The sequence below is a fragment of the Mycobacterium yunnanensis genome, from assembly GCF_025823185.1.
Classification (GTDB): Bacteria; Actinomycetota; Actinomycetes; order Mycobacteriales; family Mycobacteriaceae; genus Mycobacterium; species Mycobacterium yunnanensis.
Window position 1 is genome coordinate 1 of the sequence record NZ_JACKVK010000002.1, and the last position, 14,092, is coordinate 14,092.

Annotated in this window: 13 protein-coding genes; 7 read left to right on the forward strand and 6 right to left on the reverse strand. The window is 68.5% G+C overall.

Features of this window, described 5'->3' with window-relative positions:
• Positions 1-120: 120 nt before the first annotated feature.
• Positions 121-2,091: a universal stress protein gene (locus tag H7K45_RS02850; RefSeq protein WP_263994257.1), complete on the reverse strand. Its 1,971-nt coding sequence runs from the start codon at positions 2,089-2,091 to the stop codon at positions 121-123.
• 255 nt (positions 2,092-2,346) lie between these two features.
• On the opposite strand from H7K45_RS02850, the gene H7K45_RS02855 reads away from it, so the two are divergent.
• A complete protein-coding gene (locus H7K45_RS02855) occupies positions 2,347-3,177 on the forward strand; it encodes an LLM class F420-dependent oxidoreductase (RefSeq protein WP_263994258.1) in 831 nt (276 codons plus the stop codon).
• Between the two features lie 61 nt (positions 3,178-3,238).
• Entirely contained in the window at positions 3,239-3,955 is a 717-nt protein-coding gene (locus H7K45_RS02860; protein WP_263994259.1) for an NUDIX hydrolase, read from the forward strand.
• A gap of 4 nt (positions 3,956-3,959) precedes the next feature.
• On the opposite strand, the gene H7K45_RS02865 is transcribed toward H7K45_RS02860, so the two are convergent.
• On the reverse strand, positions 3,960-5,156 hold the full coding sequence (locus H7K45_RS02865) for an RNA polymerase sigma factor (RefSeq protein ID WP_263994260.1): 1,197 nt from the start codon (positions 5,154-5,156) through the stop codon (positions 3,960-3,962).
• On the reverse strand, positions 5,153-5,566 hold the full coding sequence (locus H7K45_RS02870) for a YciI family protein (protein ID WP_263994261.1): 414 nt from the start codon (positions 5,564-5,566) through the stop codon (positions 5,153-5,155). The genes H7K45_RS02865 and H7K45_RS02870 overlap by 4 nt, the downstream gene beginning before the upstream one ends.
• A 194-nt stretch (positions 5,567-5,760) precedes the next feature.
• On the opposite strand from H7K45_RS02870, the gene H7K45_RS02875 reads away from it, so the two are divergent.
• Both H7K45_RS02875 and H7K45_RS02880 read left to right on the forward strand, forming a co-directional pair.
• Positions 5,761-7,164, forward strand: a complete 1,404-nt coding sequence (locus H7K45_RS02875) for a S1C family serine protease (RefSeq protein ID WP_263994262.1) — start codon at positions 5,761-5,763, stop codon at positions 7,162-7,164.
• A gap of 68 nt (positions 7,165-7,232) precedes the next feature.
• A complete protein-coding gene (locus H7K45_RS02880; RefSeq protein ID WP_263994263.1) occupies positions 7,233-7,877 on the forward strand; it encodes a TetR/AcrR family transcriptional regulator in 645 nt (214 codons plus the stop codon).
• Positions 7,878-7,964: 87 nt separating this feature from the next.
• Here H7K45_RS02880 and H7K45_RS02885 read toward each other — a convergent pair whose 3' ends face one another.
• Positions 7,965-8,216, reverse strand: a complete 252-nt coding sequence (locus H7K45_RS02885) for a hypothetical protein (RefSeq protein WP_263994264.1) — start codon at positions 8,214-8,216, stop codon at positions 7,965-7,967.
• A 33-nt stretch (positions 8,217-8,249) separates the two neighbouring features.
• Positions 8,250-8,495 carry a hypothetical protein gene (locus H7K45_RS02890; protein ID WP_263994265.1) on the reverse strand — a complete coding sequence of 82 codons (246 nt, stop codon included), beginning with the start codon at positions 8,493-8,495 and terminating at the stop codon, positions 8,250-8,252.
• A gap of 338 nt (positions 8,496-8,833) precedes the next feature.
• On the opposite strand from H7K45_RS02890, the gene H7K45_RS02895 reads away from it, so the two are divergent.
• Positions 8,834-9,700 (forward strand): cutinase family protein, encoded by an 867-nt coding sequence (locus H7K45_RS02895; RefSeq protein ID WP_263994266.1) that lies wholly within the window; start codon positions 8,834-8,836, stop codon positions 9,698-9,700.
• On the opposite strand, the gene H7K45_RS02900 is transcribed toward H7K45_RS02895, so the two are convergent.
• Entirely contained in the window at positions 9,693-11,375 is a 1,683-nt protein-coding gene (locus tag H7K45_RS02900) for an alpha-amylase family protein (RefSeq protein ID WP_263994267.1), read from the reverse strand. The genes H7K45_RS02895 and H7K45_RS02900 overlap by 8 nt on opposite strands.
• A 350-nt stretch (positions 11,376-11,725) precedes the next feature.
• Between H7K45_RS02900 and H7K45_RS02905 the strand changes: the two genes are divergently transcribed.
• Positions 11,726-13,030, forward strand: coding sequence for a PP2C family protein-serine/threonine phosphatase (locus H7K45_RS02905; RefSeq protein ID WP_263994268.1), 1,305 nt, complete (start codon positions 11,726-11,728; stop codon positions 13,028-13,030).
• Entirely contained in the window at positions 13,018-14,076 is a 1,059-nt protein-coding gene (locus tag H7K45_RS02910) for a cobalamin B12-binding domain-containing protein (RefSeq protein ID WP_263994269.1), read from the forward strand. The genes H7K45_RS02905 and H7K45_RS02910 overlap by 13 nt, the downstream gene beginning before the upstream one ends.
• Positions 14,077-14,092: the final 16 nt, after the last annotated feature.

The following is a 14,092-nucleotide window of genomic DNA, read 5'->3' on the forward strand; positions in this document are numbered from 1 at the left end:
GACACGAAGGCCTCCTGGTTGATGAAGCGGTTCCTAGACAGCTCCACTTCACAACCGGAGGCCTTCTCTGTCACACAGGCTCACCGATACGAATCGGGACAACCTCCCTGGACATCACACCTAGCTGACGTCCTGATACTGCGGGACGATCAACACCGGGCGCTCGGTGTGGGCAACCACGGCAGACGCCACGCTGCCCTGCAGATGTCCGAGCAGGCCGCTGCGGCGATGCGGTCCGAGCACGATCACGCTGGCGTCGTGGTCGTCGGCTGCGGCGACGATGCCCTTCCACGTCGGCACGGCCTCGACCGCGACGCTGCGCGCCACGAAGCCCGCCTCACGCGCCACGTCCGCGCCGTGCGCTGCCGTCCGCTCGGCGGCGCCGCGCACCTCGGTGGCCCGGTCGGCGTCGAAGTGCTGCTCATCGGTGGGGCTGAATCCGACGTCGACCGGCTGCCAGACGCACACCACCAAGGCCTCGCAGCCGGTGCCGAGTCGGGCTGCTGCCTGGGTGATCGCGAAGTCGGCGAGATCGGTTCCGTCGTAGGCGATGAGCACCATGCCGGTCGGCTCGACGTCGACGTCCGGCGCACCCACGGCGGGGGCCGTGACGGCAGAGGGGACGTCGGGTGCCGCCGACACCCCGGGCCGAATGCGGGCGAGCAGCGGTGGCGAATGCCACGCCGGGTCGTCGCCGTCGAGGAATTCGTCGAGGTTGGGCTTCTGCGGCCGGGCACCGCTCAACGCGTAGACCGCCACTCCGAAGACGGCGCCGCCGACGGCGAGGCCGAAGCCGATCCACAGGGCGTAGCTCGTTCCGATCGCCAGGTCGATCGACACGGTCGTCGCGAAGTGGGCAAGGATGGGCGCAACCATGAAAGCCGCCACCGCACGGAACAATTCGATGATCGCGAACACGCGCTGCAGGCTGTTGGACTGCAGCGAGAACCCGGCGACGAACAGGGCCGGCGCGACGGTGGCGCCCAGCGCCAGGCCGGTCAGCCCTGCGGCCAGCAGCACGAGGGGCTGATTGGCGGGCAGGGCGACCTGGAAGACCAGGATGCCGGCCGCCAGCAGCACCATGCCGACCAGCGGCAGGTAGTGCATGGCGCGGCGGGTAATGACGATGCCGAAGACCACCGCCATGACCACCGCACCACCGAGTTCGGGCAGGTACAGCAGACCCACGTGAACGGGACTGTAGGTCTGCAGCAGGACGTTGGCCGTCAGGGCCGTCGCGGCGACCGAGGCTGCGGCCGCGAACAACGCGACGCCAACGCCGGCCACGGGGATCGAGCTCGTCAGCATCGTCCGGACGGTGAGAAGTGGCCGGCGCGAACGGAATTGATAGACGACCAGCACCACGATGAGGGCCAGGCCGCCGAACATGGGCAAGGTGACCGCGGCGTCACCGAAACCGTGGGTGGTCAGCTGCGAGGCTCCGACGAAGGCCGCCGCGCACCCCACCGCGGCCAGACCGATGGCCGGTAGGTCGCGGGGTGCGTCGAGGTCGGCGGGTGGTGCGTCCTCGAAGGTCAGGGCCGCCATGATCAGCGCGAGCACGGCGATTCCGGCGATGATCCAGAACAGTGGCCGCCACGCCTGGGATTCGGCTTGCGCACCGCCGATGAACGGGCCGAGCGCGACCGCGCCAAACACGCACATGTTCATGATCACGGCGGTGTTGCGCAGCTTCTCCTTTGGGAAGCCGATCGTCAGGGGCGGTGCGGCCGCAATCAGCAGCATGCTGGTCGCCAGACCCTGGAGCACGTGGCCGCCGATGAACATGGCGGGGTTCACCGCCGACGCGGCCACCACCGAGCCGACGGCCAGCACCACCGCATAGGCCAGCAACATCCGACGCTGGGGGAGGTGCTGGGCGAACTGCACCGCGAGCACGGTGCCCACGGCGTAGGCGGCGTTCCCTAGCCCCGAACTCAAGCTCATCGTTTGCACGCTCATGTGGAGTTGCGCGGTGATGATCGGCACCAGTGGGTCGATTGCCGCGGACAGCGCCAGGTAGGGGATCAACGCGAGGATGACCATGGCGGCGACGGCGGGGTACCGGCCGGCGAGGGGTCCTTGGCGCATCAGCGAACTCCGCCGAGGACGGACGGAATGAGGGTGGGCACGTACCTCTCCAGCTTCTTTCCGGCGGGTTTTCTTCCCGACGGAACGGTGTGTTCTCGCGATTGGCTGTCGCACCCGAAGCGCCATCGATCCCGGCTCAACCTGATAGTGACCCTATCTAACGTTCGCCTAAATGGGCGATTCGACGAGGGAGCAGCGGGAATAGCACGTCTCGAGGGCGGGTTCCCACCCCCGACACCGACAGAGGAGGTCGACATGAAATTCGGCATTGCCACGTTCGTCACAGACGACGGCATCGACCCGGTATCGCTGGCTACGGCGATCGAGGACCGCGGCTTCGACGCCCTGGTCGTGGCCGAGCACACCCACATCCCGGCCAGCCGCGAGTCCGCGTACCCGGGCGGCGGCGACCTGCCCGACATGTACTACAAGACGTTGGACCCCTTCGTCACCCTGGCCGCCGCGGCGGCGGTGACGTCGCGGATCGATCTTTTCACCGGGATCGCCCTGCTGATTCAGCGCGACCCCATCGTCACCGCCAAGGAAGCCGCCAGCATCGACTTGATATCCAACGGGCGCTTCGTGTTCGGCGTCGGCGCGGGCTGGAACATCGAGGAACTCCGCGACCACGGCACCGACCCGAAGACGCGAGGCGCGTTGCTCGACGAGCGGATCGAGGCCATCAAGGCACTGTGGACCGACGAACCCGCCGAGTATCACGGCAAGTTCGTCGACTTCGACGCGTCCTACAGCCGGCCCAAGCCGGTCCAGAAACCGCACCCCCCGATCTTCATCGGCGGAAACTCCGATGCCACCGTCAAGCGGGTGATCCGCCACGGCGCGGGCTGGATCTCCAACCCGTTCCCCGTCGACGTGCTGGCCTCGCGCGCACAGCAGATGCGCGACGGCTCTGGTCACGACGTCCCGCTGGCGATGTTCGGTACCCCGCTCGACCCGGACTACTGGCGAGCGGTCGACGACATCGGCTTCGGCCAGGTGGCGCTGATGCTGCCGTCGGTGCCGAAGGACGAGACGCTTCGCCTGCTCGACGAGTACGCCGCGAAGGTGGCCGACTACCGGGGCTAGCGGGATACCTCTGAGCGGTGCCCGCGGCCTGAGGCCGACGACCGACACCTATGGTCGAGCGGTGACGATCACCTACGACGAGGCGCTGCGCCAGCGGGTGCTGGGCAATCTGGCCGGGCACACCCGCCGCGAGGTCGTCGACGCGTCGAAGCGGCACGCGGCCGTGGCAGTGGTGCTCGTCGACTCCGATCTGGGTGAGGACAGGGTCGACCCGGCACCGGTCGACGACTGGATCGACGGCCGACCGATGGGTGCCGGTCTCGACGGGCGCATGGTCGACGTGTCCGGTGGTGCCGCGTTCCTCCTGTGCCGCAGGGCATCTCGGCTTCGCGCGCACGCCGCCCAGTGGGCCCTGCCCGGCGGTCGCGTCGACGAGGGGGAGACCGTGGTCGACGCGGCCCTGCGCGAGCTCGACGAGGAGGTCGGCGTCGCGTTGCCGGCGTCGTCGGTGCTGGGTCTGCTCGACGACTACCCAACCCGCTCGGGTTACGTCATCACCCCGGTGGTCATCTGGGGTGGCGGGCGGGGTGACCTGCGTCCGTCCCCGGACGAGGTGGTCGCGGTCTACCGGGTGGGGCTGCATCAGCTGCAGCGCCCCGATTCGCCGCGCTTCGTCGACATCCCGGAGAGTCCGCGGCCGGTGGTTCAGATACCGCTGGGCAACGATCTGATCCACGCTCCCACCGGCGCTGTCCTGCTGCAGTTCCGGTGGCTGTGCCTCGAGGGCCGTGACGACCCGGTCGACCAGTTGGAGCAACCGGTGTTCGCCTGGAAGTGATGCCTCAACGCTCGTGCAACCGCTGGTTGAGCCTCGCCGCCTCCCGAGTCAGGTGGTCGCGCTCCGCCAGATTCGGCGCGCGTGCGGCTGCCCGTACGTAGAGCTGCGCCGCCGTCGTCAGATCGCCGGCCCGTTCGTGCAGATAGGCACTCGCCGCGGTGTGGCGCGGCACCGTCTCGTCGACCTCGGCGAGTGCGGCCAATCCGGCGCGGGGTCCGTCGGCGTGACCGACGGCGACGGCGCGGTTGAGTCGAACCACGGGGCTGTCGGTCAGGTTTAGCAGTTCGTCGTACCACTCGACGATCTGTACCCAGTCGGTCTCGTCGACGGTGTGAGCGTCGGCGTGCAGCGCAGCGATGGCGGCCTGCGCCTGATAAGGGCCGAGTGCGTCGTGGGCCAGCGCAGCCTGCAGCAGTTCGACGCCCTCGGTGATCAGATCCGTGCGCCATCGGGTGCGGTCCTGGTCGGCTAGCGGGATCAGGCCGCCGTCGGCGCCGGTGCGGGCCGCGCGGCGGGCGTGGTGCAGCAGCATCAGCGCGAGCAGACCGTCGACCTCGGGGTCGTCGGTCAGAACGTGCAGCTGCCGGGTGAGTCGGATGGCCTCGGCCGCGAGGTCGACGTCGCCGGAGTGGCCTTCGTTGAAGACGAGATAGAGCACCAGGAGGACCTGGGCGATGGGGGCGAGCGGAGCGACGGGGGAAGAACCGGGGGCGAGCGGAGCGACGGGGGAAGAACCGGGGGCGATGGTGCGCTTGGCCCGGCTGATGCGTTGGGCCATCGTGGTTTCCGGCACCATGTAGGCCGCCGCGATCTGACGTGTGGTTAGTCCGCCCACCGCCCGAAGGGTCAGTGCCACTGCGGAACTCGCGGACAGCGAGGGGTGCGCGCACAGAAAGTACAGACGCAGGGTGTCGTCGGCCTGTTGGGTGGGACCCGCTGCCGGCTCGGCGAGCAGCCGCTCCTCTCGGGCCCGGCGTGCGACGTCGCCACGCACGGCGTCCAGGAACTTGCGCCACGCCGCGGTGATCAGCCACGCGTTGGGGTCGTGCGGCGGATCGGACGGCCACGTGTTCAGTGCTACGAGGAGCGCCTCCTGAACGGCGTCCTCGGCCGCCGCGAAGTCTGCTCCGCGACGAATGAGGACGCCAAGGACTGCGGGTACGAGTTCCCGCAGCGTCGACTCGTCGAGGCCCGGCGTCACTCGGTGATCGTGGGTGGCGAGGACAGGAACGGCCGAAGCTCGAGCCATTCGTGAACGGGCTCGCCGTGGCGGCCGGGCGCCGCGGACAGTCGTCCGGCGAGTTCCAGGGCCCGCTCGTAGTCGTCGACGTCGATCACCATCCAGCCGGCAATCAAATCCTTGGTCTCGGGGAACGGCCCGTCGGTCACGGGTGGGCGGCCCGGGCCGTCGAAGCGGACGAAGGTGCCGTCGGGCGACAGCGCCTGCGCGTCGACGAACTCGCCGGTCTCGCGGAGTTCGTCCTGCAAGTCGTACATGTACTTGACATGGGCGTCGACTTCCTCGGGCGTCCATTCGCTCATCGGCGCGAACGGTCGGTCACCGGGGACGCTCGAACTGCGGTAGTGCTTGAGCAACAGATACTTGGCCATCTCGACTCCTCGGGTGTGGTGCGGCCCATTCTGGCCGCCTCACCCCTAGGACGGAGCCGCACCAGGATTCTCGACACGGGGTGTTCGAGCGCGTCAAAAGTCTTCGATTGTCCCGATGTGACTCTCAGTCGCGTCTCAGCCGTCGGCGGCACCGTGGTGTCAACGATCCTCGACCTCGACGAGAAAGCTCATACATGACCAGTCATCCCCAGTATCCGATGCAACCATCCGGACGGCGCCCCGGCCCCAATCACCCAGGCCCCAATCACCCCGGCCCCAATTACACCGGCCCCAATCATCCTGGCGTTGCGCCCTATTCGAATCATCCCCCGCAGGGCGGGTATCAGCAGCCCTACGACTGGCGGTACGCCAGCCATCCGTCGGCGGCCGCCGACACTGCGCCGATGGCCCCAATCAGGTCGCACCGCAAGCGCTCTCGCGTCGGCGCGGTGGTCACCGGAGTGGCCGCGGTCGCCGTGGTCTCCGCCGGCGTCGGTGCGGTGGCGGTGACGAGCCGGCACGACGATTCCGCCGAGAGTGGCCTCGCGACCGCGCTGGCCACCGCGCCCAAGCAGGCACCGGCGGCCCAACCGTCGGCCGACGTGCCCACCGGCTCGGTCGAGGCGGTGGCCGCAAAGGTGCTGCCCAGCGTCGTTCAACTCCAGATCGACATGGGTGGCCAGAGTGAGGAGGGCTCCGGCGTCGTCCTCGATCCCAACGGGCTCATCCTGACGAACAACCACGTGGTGGCGGCGCTGGCAGGCGCGTCGAGCGGCCCGGGCGCCCAGGTCACCCCCAGCGCCCAGGAGGGCCCCGGCCCAGACGCCATGAAGGCCACCGTCACGCTGTCCGACGGACGCACGGCACCGTTCAGCGTCGTCGGTGCCGACCCCTCCAGTGACATCGCCGTCGTTCGCGCCCAGGGTCTTTCGGGTCTGACCCCGATCACCCTCGGATCGTCGGCAGATCTGAAGGTCGGCCAGAACGTCGTCGCCGTCGGGTCGCCGCTTGGGCTGTCGGGCACCGTCACCACCGGCATCATCAGCGCACTGGACCGTCCCGTGTCGACCGCCGGCGAGGGCCAGGACAAAGCGCCGACCGTCCTCGACGCCATTCAGACCGACGCGGCCATCAACCCCGGGAACTCGGGTGGCGCCCTGGTGAACATGAAGGGCGATCTGATCGGCGTGAACTCGGCCATCGCCTCCCTGGGCGGCGGTCAAAGCTCCGCAGGCGGGCAGAGCGGCTCGATCGGCCTCGGCTTCGCGATCCCGGTCGACCAGGCCAAGCGCATCGCCTCCGAACTCGCGTCCACCGGTACCGCCACCCATGCGTCACTCGGCGTGCAGTTGAGCAACGATTCGAACGCCCCAGGGGCCGCCATCTCCCAGGTGGTCGACGGTGGGCCAGCGGCGACCGCGGGCGTGCCCAACGGCGCGGTGGTCACCAAGGTGGACGGTCGGGTCATCGACGGGGCCGAGGCCCTGGTAGCCGCCGTGCGGTCGAAGGCGCCCGGCGACCAGGTGACGCTGACCTATCAGGATCCGTCCGGTTCCAGCGAATCCAAACAGGTCACTCTGGGTACCGCGCAGCAGTAGTCGAGACCGAGCCGCGTTAGTTGGCCCAGTTGGACTCCACAGTCCAAATGAGGGGCTACAGTTGGACGATGCCGCCATCATCGAACGACGTGTCGCGGCCACGGCTCACCTCCCGCGGTGCCGCCACCCGCAACCGCATCGTGGCTGCGGCCGCGGAACTGATGCACGTGCGGGGGGTGGCGGCGACCACGATCGACGAGGTGTTGGCTTCCAGTGCGACGAGCAAGTCGCAGTTCTACCAACACTTCGACGACAAGACCGATTTGGTGTACGACGTCATCAGCGTCCGAGCAGACGAGATCCTGTCCTGGCAACGGCTCCGATTGGAGAAGGTCGACTCGTTCCGAGGGTTGACTCACTGGCGGGACGCCATGGTGCAGCGCTGTGCGCTGCGGCGGGGGTTGTGGGGATGCGAACTCGGCTCATTGGCGGCCGAACTGTCCGACAGCGACGACAAGGCGCGTGAATCGCTCGCGGCGCACTTCGCCGAGTGGCAGGGACTTCTGGCGGCGGCGTTGGAGCGAATGCGCGACAACGGCGCCCTGCGATCGGACGTCGACGCGCCCATGCTCGCCACGGGTCTGCTCGCGGCGGTCGAGGGCGGCTACCTGTTGTCGCAGACCGCCCACGATCCGCGGCTCATGCAGACCGCTCTGGATTCGGCGATCTCCTACGTCAGGACCTTCCAGCCCGAGGGTGCGGAGCAGGACTGAGCGATCGGACCATCGGGTCCACACGAAGGAGGCGGGCCAGTCGACGACTGGCCCGCCTCGTTCGTCCTGATGAAGGGACTCGGTGAACTATCCGGTGTGGTTGGTGCCGGGGACACCGGTCGGAGCCGGGGGCGCCTTGACCGGCGGGCTGAAGGAGTTGCCACCGGTGGGGTTGATGCTCTTCTCGGTCGGCGTGGCCGACGGCGCGGTGGTCGAGGTCTCGGTGGTGCTCGAGGGGCTGGGCTTCTCGCTGCCACCGCAGGCGGTCAGCGCGCCCATGGAGAGCAGAGCGGCGATGCCGAGACCGGCCGCGACGCGGCGAGTTCTGAGGCTAGACATGTGTTGTCCTATCCAGTTCGCAGGGTCGACGGGTCAGTTGTGGGTGCCGGGGATGGCGGTCGGGGCCGGCGGCGCCTTGACGGGCGGGGTGAAGAGGTTGCCACCGGTGGGGTTGATGCTCTTCTCGGTCGGCGTGGCCGACGGCGCGGTGGTGGTGGTCTCGGTGGTGCTCGAGGGGCTGGGCTTCTCGCTGCCACCGCAGGCGGTCAGCGCTCCCATGGAGACGAAGGCAGCAATGCCGAGGCCCGCGGCCACGCGACGGGTGAGACGACTGTTCATGCTCGAAATCCTATCTTTGCTACCTAGAAAGCGCTGGTGATACGTGAACTGAACTCTATCGTCCAGTACGGTGTCTCGTCAAGGTGATTCACAGGCGGTTGTCCCAGCCGCGCTGTCGGCGAAACGCTCAGTTCACGGGGTCCGACGGACCGCAGCGGCCTGCCGCGACGACGGACGGGCAACAGGACGACTCGGTCCAGACCGAAGCACTGTCCCGCACCGCGGTCGCGGGACGAGGAGCGGTCTCGTGTAACGCCTTCCCACAGCGGGAGCGATCAACCTCCTGATACGGCAGCCGGTCGACACCCGCTGCCGCCAGGGTCGAAGGGGTCGTCGTCATGTTTCGTCGTTACGCATTGGCCGTTCTGGTCGCAGGGACCGCGCTGGCCGGGGTCGCCACGGGAACGGCCAGCGCCGCACCCGGATGCGGCGACTTCCACTGGCTCGGTGCCGCCGGATCGGGGCAGCGCGACGGTGCGGGGCTGACCGCGAACGCAGGCATGGGTCCGGTGGTCTACCAGTCGTTCCAGCAGCTGCAGTCCGAACTGGCCGCCAGCGGGCAGACGATCACCGCCGAGGCCGTCCAATACCCGGCGGCACCCGTCCCGCTCAACGGCGGCATCGGCGGCTGGATGGGGTTCATGGACAGCGTCAAGGCGGGCACCGACGCGGCCGCCAAGCAGTTCGAGGCGTTCACCGAACGCTGCCCCACGACGAAGGTCGTGCTCGCCGGTTACTCGCAGGGCGCGATGGTGATCCACCGCAACCTGCACGACCTTGCGGAGGACCCGCACGTCGCGGCCGCCCTCCTCATCGCCGACGGTGACCGTCTGCCCGCCGACACCACCGTGAATCTGGGCTCGACCGCCTACGCCACCACCCCTAGCGTTGGCAAGGGCGTCGCTCAGGAGCACTCGTTCCTCGCGTCGGCCCCGACCTCGGAGCTTCCGCCGGAGCTGGGTGCCCGCACGATCAGCGTCTGCGACGTCGGCGACCCGGTGTGCGACGCCGATCCCGATGCCGACACCGACGAGCTCTCACCGGCGGCGCTGGCGATCCACACCTCCTATGCACCCACCACCAGTGGGCCACACGCCTGGGGCACTCCGCTGTACCAATTGGTGGCTGCCGCCAGCCCCACTGCGACCGTCGGCTCCGACGGCGTGTCTGCGCTGGTCGACGGACTCGCCACGCCCGTCAGATGATCGGGTCGTCACCGGACCGCAGCAGGCGCAGCCACCGGTAGCCGTAGGGCTCCAGGCTGAGTTCCGTCCGACCGGACCCGTCGAGGGGATGCTCGGTGAGCCCGTCGAGCAGGCTCACCAGCATCGAACCGGCGGGCGCGTCCGGCAGTTCGACGGGCACCATGACAGCGTCGGCGCCGAAGTTGTGCAGCGCCAACATCTGCCAGCCCGACTCCTCCTCGCGGCACACGTGCGCCAGCACCGACCGGTGGGGTTGTCTCAGCACCTGCACGGTCGACCAACCGATCTGCGGCTGCTGGCGGTAGGTGTAGATCAGATCCCTGACGAACCACCAGAACGATTCGTGATCTCGGCGTTGGGCGGCGACGTTGACCCGGTCGGGGCCGAACAACCCGTCGGGTAGTGCTCTGGTGAGGCGCCGGGCGCGCGCCGACGAGAATCCTCCGTTGACGCCGCCCGTCCATTGCATGGGGCTGCGGACGGCCAAACGCCCTGGAATGTCGAGGTTTTCGCCCATTCCGATCTCCTCGCCGTAGAACAGCACGGGGCTGCCCGGTGTCGAGAAGGCCAGGGAGTACACCATGCGCATGCGGCGCTCGTCGCCGCCGACCATGGTCGGCAACCGCCGCCGCAGCCCGCGGCCGTAGAGCTGCATGTCGGGGTCCGGCCCGAAGGCGGCGAAGACCTCCTGGCGCTCGGACTCGCTGAGCTTGTCGAGAGTGAGTTCGTCGTGATTGCGCACGAAGTTCGCCCACTGACTGGTGATGTCGAGGTCGGGGCGTTGGCGCATCGCCTTGGCCAGCGGGCGCGCGTCACCCCGGGCGAGGGACAGGTAGAGGTTCTGCATTCCGATGAAGTCGAACTGCATGTTGAGCCCGTCGCCGTCGGCGCCGCCGAAGAACGTCTTCTGGTCCTTGTAGGGCACGTTGACCTCGCCGAGAAGAACCGCGTCCCCCACGCGGCGGGTCACGAAGTTGCGGACGGTGCCGAGATACTCGTACGGGTCGAAGGCGCCAGGCTCGCCGGGTACGGAGTCCCTGGCGAACAGGAACGGTACGGCGTCGATCCGGAACCCGTTGACGCCTAGCTCGAGCCAGAACCCCAAGTTCTTCGAAATCTCCTCCTGCACCTTGGGATTGGCGATGTTGAGGTCGGGCTGGTGCTTGTAGAAGTGGTGCAGGTACCACTGGCTGGTCTTGGGGTCGAGTTCCCAGATGCTGTCCTCCTGGTCGGGGAACACCACGTCCTTGGGGTCCGACTTCGGCTCGACGGCACTCCACACGTAGTAGTCGCGATAGGGGTCGTCGACGCTGCGGCGCGCGGACTTGAACCACGGGTGTGCGTCGGAGGTGTGGTTCATGACGAAGTCGACGATCACCCGGATGCCCGCTGCCCGCGCCGTGCGCACCAGTTCGACGAAGTCGCCGAGGTCGCCGAGTCGGGGGTCGACGCCGAAGAAGTCGGTGATGTCATAGCCGTCGTCACGCTGCCGGGTTGGGTAGAACGGCATCAACCACAGACAGGTGACGCCGAGGTCGGAGAGGTAGTCGACGCGGTCGGACATCCCGCGAATGTCACCGGTCCCGTCGCCGTCGGAGTCGTAGAACGTCTCGATGTCGGCGCAGTAGAACACCGCGTTCTTCCACCAGAGGTCACCGCCGTCGACGCGCCTCACGACGCGGTCACCGCGACCGTCGCGACGCCGCGTGAAACGATCCAATTGGGCTCCCGTGCCGGTGAGGTGGCGCGCGGACGGGGTGGGCGATGTGAGCCGGGGCCTGTCATGTGGGGGGCATACCCGTTGAACGGAGCCCTTACAGGTTCGTCAGATTCATGATCACGAGGCGACGCCGCTCGCCTTTGCCAGTTCGAATCGGTAGGTTGAGTGGTGGTTGAGCTCCCAGCCACTCACCGTCCACATCGCTTCGCTCGGTCCAGGTGGACCAAACGGGCCCCACGCGCCGTCTCGCGGCGCGCCGGGACGGACGGCTGAGACGTCGAGACGACGCGCTGGGAGGTGCAGGCATGGCAATCGAGCCGAAGACGCTGCACCCGTTGCCGCAAGATGTCGTCAGCCTCGGGCCCGATCTGCGCGTCGACGAACGACTCGTCGATGACGTCGGGCGCGCACTGTCGGGTTCTCTCAACCTGCGCCGCACCGCGCTCCGACTGTTGACGATGATCCGCCCCCGGCTCGCCGACTGGGGGATGGTGGTTTTGCCCGGCGACCGCCCGGGGGCACTGACTCTCGTCGGCGGTGACGACGCAGGCTTCCACACCGTGATCTCCGCGACCGCCATCGCCGACGTCGAGCTCGGTCGCGTGCTCAGGACCGGCGGCACCGTGTTGCGCCACGTCATGATGGACGAGGACACCGAGGCCGATCTGGCTGGCATGATTCCGCATCCCAGGCTCGTCGCCGAGGCCGCCTCCATGCGCCCGGCGGATCTGCTGGCAGTGAGCCTCACGGCGCGGGGTGCGACGATCGGCGCGCTCGTCATTATTCGTTCCGAGGGGCGTGGTTTCGACGCCGGGGACGTGGCCGTCGCCGAACGTGTGGCAACCAGCGCGGCGATGGCGCTCGACTCGGCCCGGCTCTACGAGGAGCGGGGTCGCATCGCCTCGGTGCTGCAGAGCAGCCTGCGGCCGCCCTCCCTTCCCGAGGTCGACGGCGCGCGCCTGGCCGCCCGCTACCGTCCCGCCGCCGAGCACCTCGACATCGGCGGAGACTTCTACGACGTCTACGGCCGGGGGGACGACTGGCTGCTCTCGGTCGGCGACGTGTCCGGCAAGGGAGTCGAAGCCGCAGCGCTGACCGGACGCACCCGCCAAAGCCTGCGCACCGCATGCCATTTCGATCGCCGGCCCGAGGTGGTGCTCGACGCGCTGAATACGGTGCTCTTCGAGGAGCGCACCAAGGACTTCGTGACGGTGGTGTGCGCCCGGATGCGGCGCGAGGCAGACGGACGGTTCCTCCTCGACGTCGCTGCCGCCGGTCACCCGGCACCGATCGTGCTGCGACGCGACGGCCACGTCGAGGCCGTCGGAGTCGGCGGGACCGCAGTGGGCATGATTGCCAGAGTCCGGTACGAACCGGCTACCGTCGTCTTGCAGTCCGGTGACACCATCCTGATGTTCACCGACGGAGTCGACGAGGCCAGGGGTGCGGACGGGATGTACGGCGTGGATCGCCTGATGGCGCTCTTGCCCCGCTACGCCGGCGCCGACCCCGAGGTGCTCTGTGAGGCGATCGAACGAGACGTCCTGGAATACCTCGACGGTCGCCCACACGATGACATCGCGTTGCTCGCGGTGACATGCGGCGACTAGACGAGCATCGAGTCCCGTTGGAGGCGTACGACGCCGCCTTGGCGTGCGGAGACACCGAGACGATCAAGTCGCTGGTGCTGGACATGCTCGATGACGGTCGAGATCCGGTGTCGGTGCTGACCGACGTGGTAGCCGCGAAGCAGCGGGAAGTCGGGCGGCGCTGGCAGCTCGGTGAGTACACCGTCGCGCAGGAGCACGCGGCCACCGCCGTCGCCATCTCCGCGACCAAGATCGTCGCAGCTCACGTCGGGCAGGTGCCCGTGACCCGCGGCAAGGTCCTCGTGGCGTGTGCCGAACGGGAGTGGCATGCGCTGCCCGCGATGATGATCGAGTGCGCGCTGCGCGCCCACGGCTGGGATACCACCCTGCTCGGCGCGTCGACCAATCCCATGCGCCTCAATCAGTACCTTCACGATCTCGGTCCGGACGCGGTCGCGGTGAGCTGCTCGGTGCTTGGCTCGTTGCCGACCTGCCGCCGTTTCATCGAGGCCACGACCGCCAGTGGGACGCCGATCTTGGTGGGCGGACCCGCTTTTGGCGCGGATGACGTGCGCGCGATCGCTCTCGGTGCCACGGCGTGGGCGGGCGACGCGCACGGCGCCGTGCTGGCCATGGACGGCCTGCCGGCAGTCGTGGAGCCGGCCCCGCCACTGTCCGGTGAGCGCATCGTCGAGCAGGCGGCTCTGGAGTCCGACCATCGCCGACTCGTCGGGGTGCTGCGGGAAAGGTGGACGCTGGTGGCCGCGGCGACCACACCCGACGCGGACTGCCTCAACAGTGTCATCGACGTCGCCGACGACGTCCTGCACCAGACCCTGCATGCGGTGGAGGTGGCGCTGTTGACCGGCGATGTCCGCGTGTTGCCCGAAACCGCTTGGTGGATAGACGATCTGCTAGGTACGCGAGGCGCCGATCCGACGATGATGGGCGAACTCGTCGACATCCTGACCGCCGCGATGCGGGACTATCCCATGGCGGCGGCCTTGATGGCCACCCACTTCGTCGTGCCAATGGACTGGCGCCAAACCCGGGCGACTGCCGAATGACCGCTGGCGAGAGGCG

Excerpts from the sequence above, each read along its gene's own strand:
- H7K45_RS02890 (WP_263994265.1), bottom strand. The coding sequence starts at position 8,495 with ATGAACAGTCGTCTCACCCGTCGCGTGGCCGCGGGCCTCGGCATTGCT.
- H7K45_RS02870 (WP_263994261.1), bottom strand. The coding sequence starts at position 5,566 with ATGGCCAAGTATCTGTTGCTCAAGCACTACCGCAGTTCGAGCGTCCCC.
- H7K45_RS02895 (WP_263994266.1), top strand. The coding sequence starts at position 8,834 with ATGTTTCGTCGTTACGCATTGGCCGTTCTGGTCGCAGGGACCGCGCTG.
- H7K45_RS02910 (WP_263994269.1), top strand. The coding sequence starts at position 13,018 with ATGCGGCGACTAGACGAGCATCGAGTCCCGTTGGAGGCGTACGACGCC.
- H7K45_RS02850 (WP_263994257.1), bottom strand. The coding sequence starts at position 2,091 with ATGCGCCAAGGACCCCTCGCCGGCCGGTACCCCGCCGTCGCCGCCATG.
- H7K45_RS02855 (WP_263994258.1), top strand. The coding sequence starts at position 2,347 with ATGAAATTCGGCATTGCCACGTTCGTCACAGACGACGGCATCGACCCG.
- H7K45_RS02905 (WP_263994268.1), top strand. The coding sequence starts at position 11,726 with ATGGCAATCGAGCCGAAGACGCTGCACCCGTTGCCGCAAGATGTCGTC.
- H7K45_RS02875 (WP_263994262.1), top strand. The coding sequence starts at position 5,761 with ATGACCAGTCATCCCCAGTATCCGATGCAACCATCCGGACGGCGCCCC.
- H7K45_RS02880 (WP_263994263.1), top strand. The coding sequence starts at position 7,233 with ATGCCGCCATCATCGAACGACGTGTCGCGGCCACGGCTCACCTCCCGC.
- H7K45_RS02885 (WP_263994264.1), bottom strand. The coding sequence starts at position 8,216 with ATGTCTAGCCTCAGAACTCGCCGCGTCGCGGCCGGTCTCGGCATCGCC.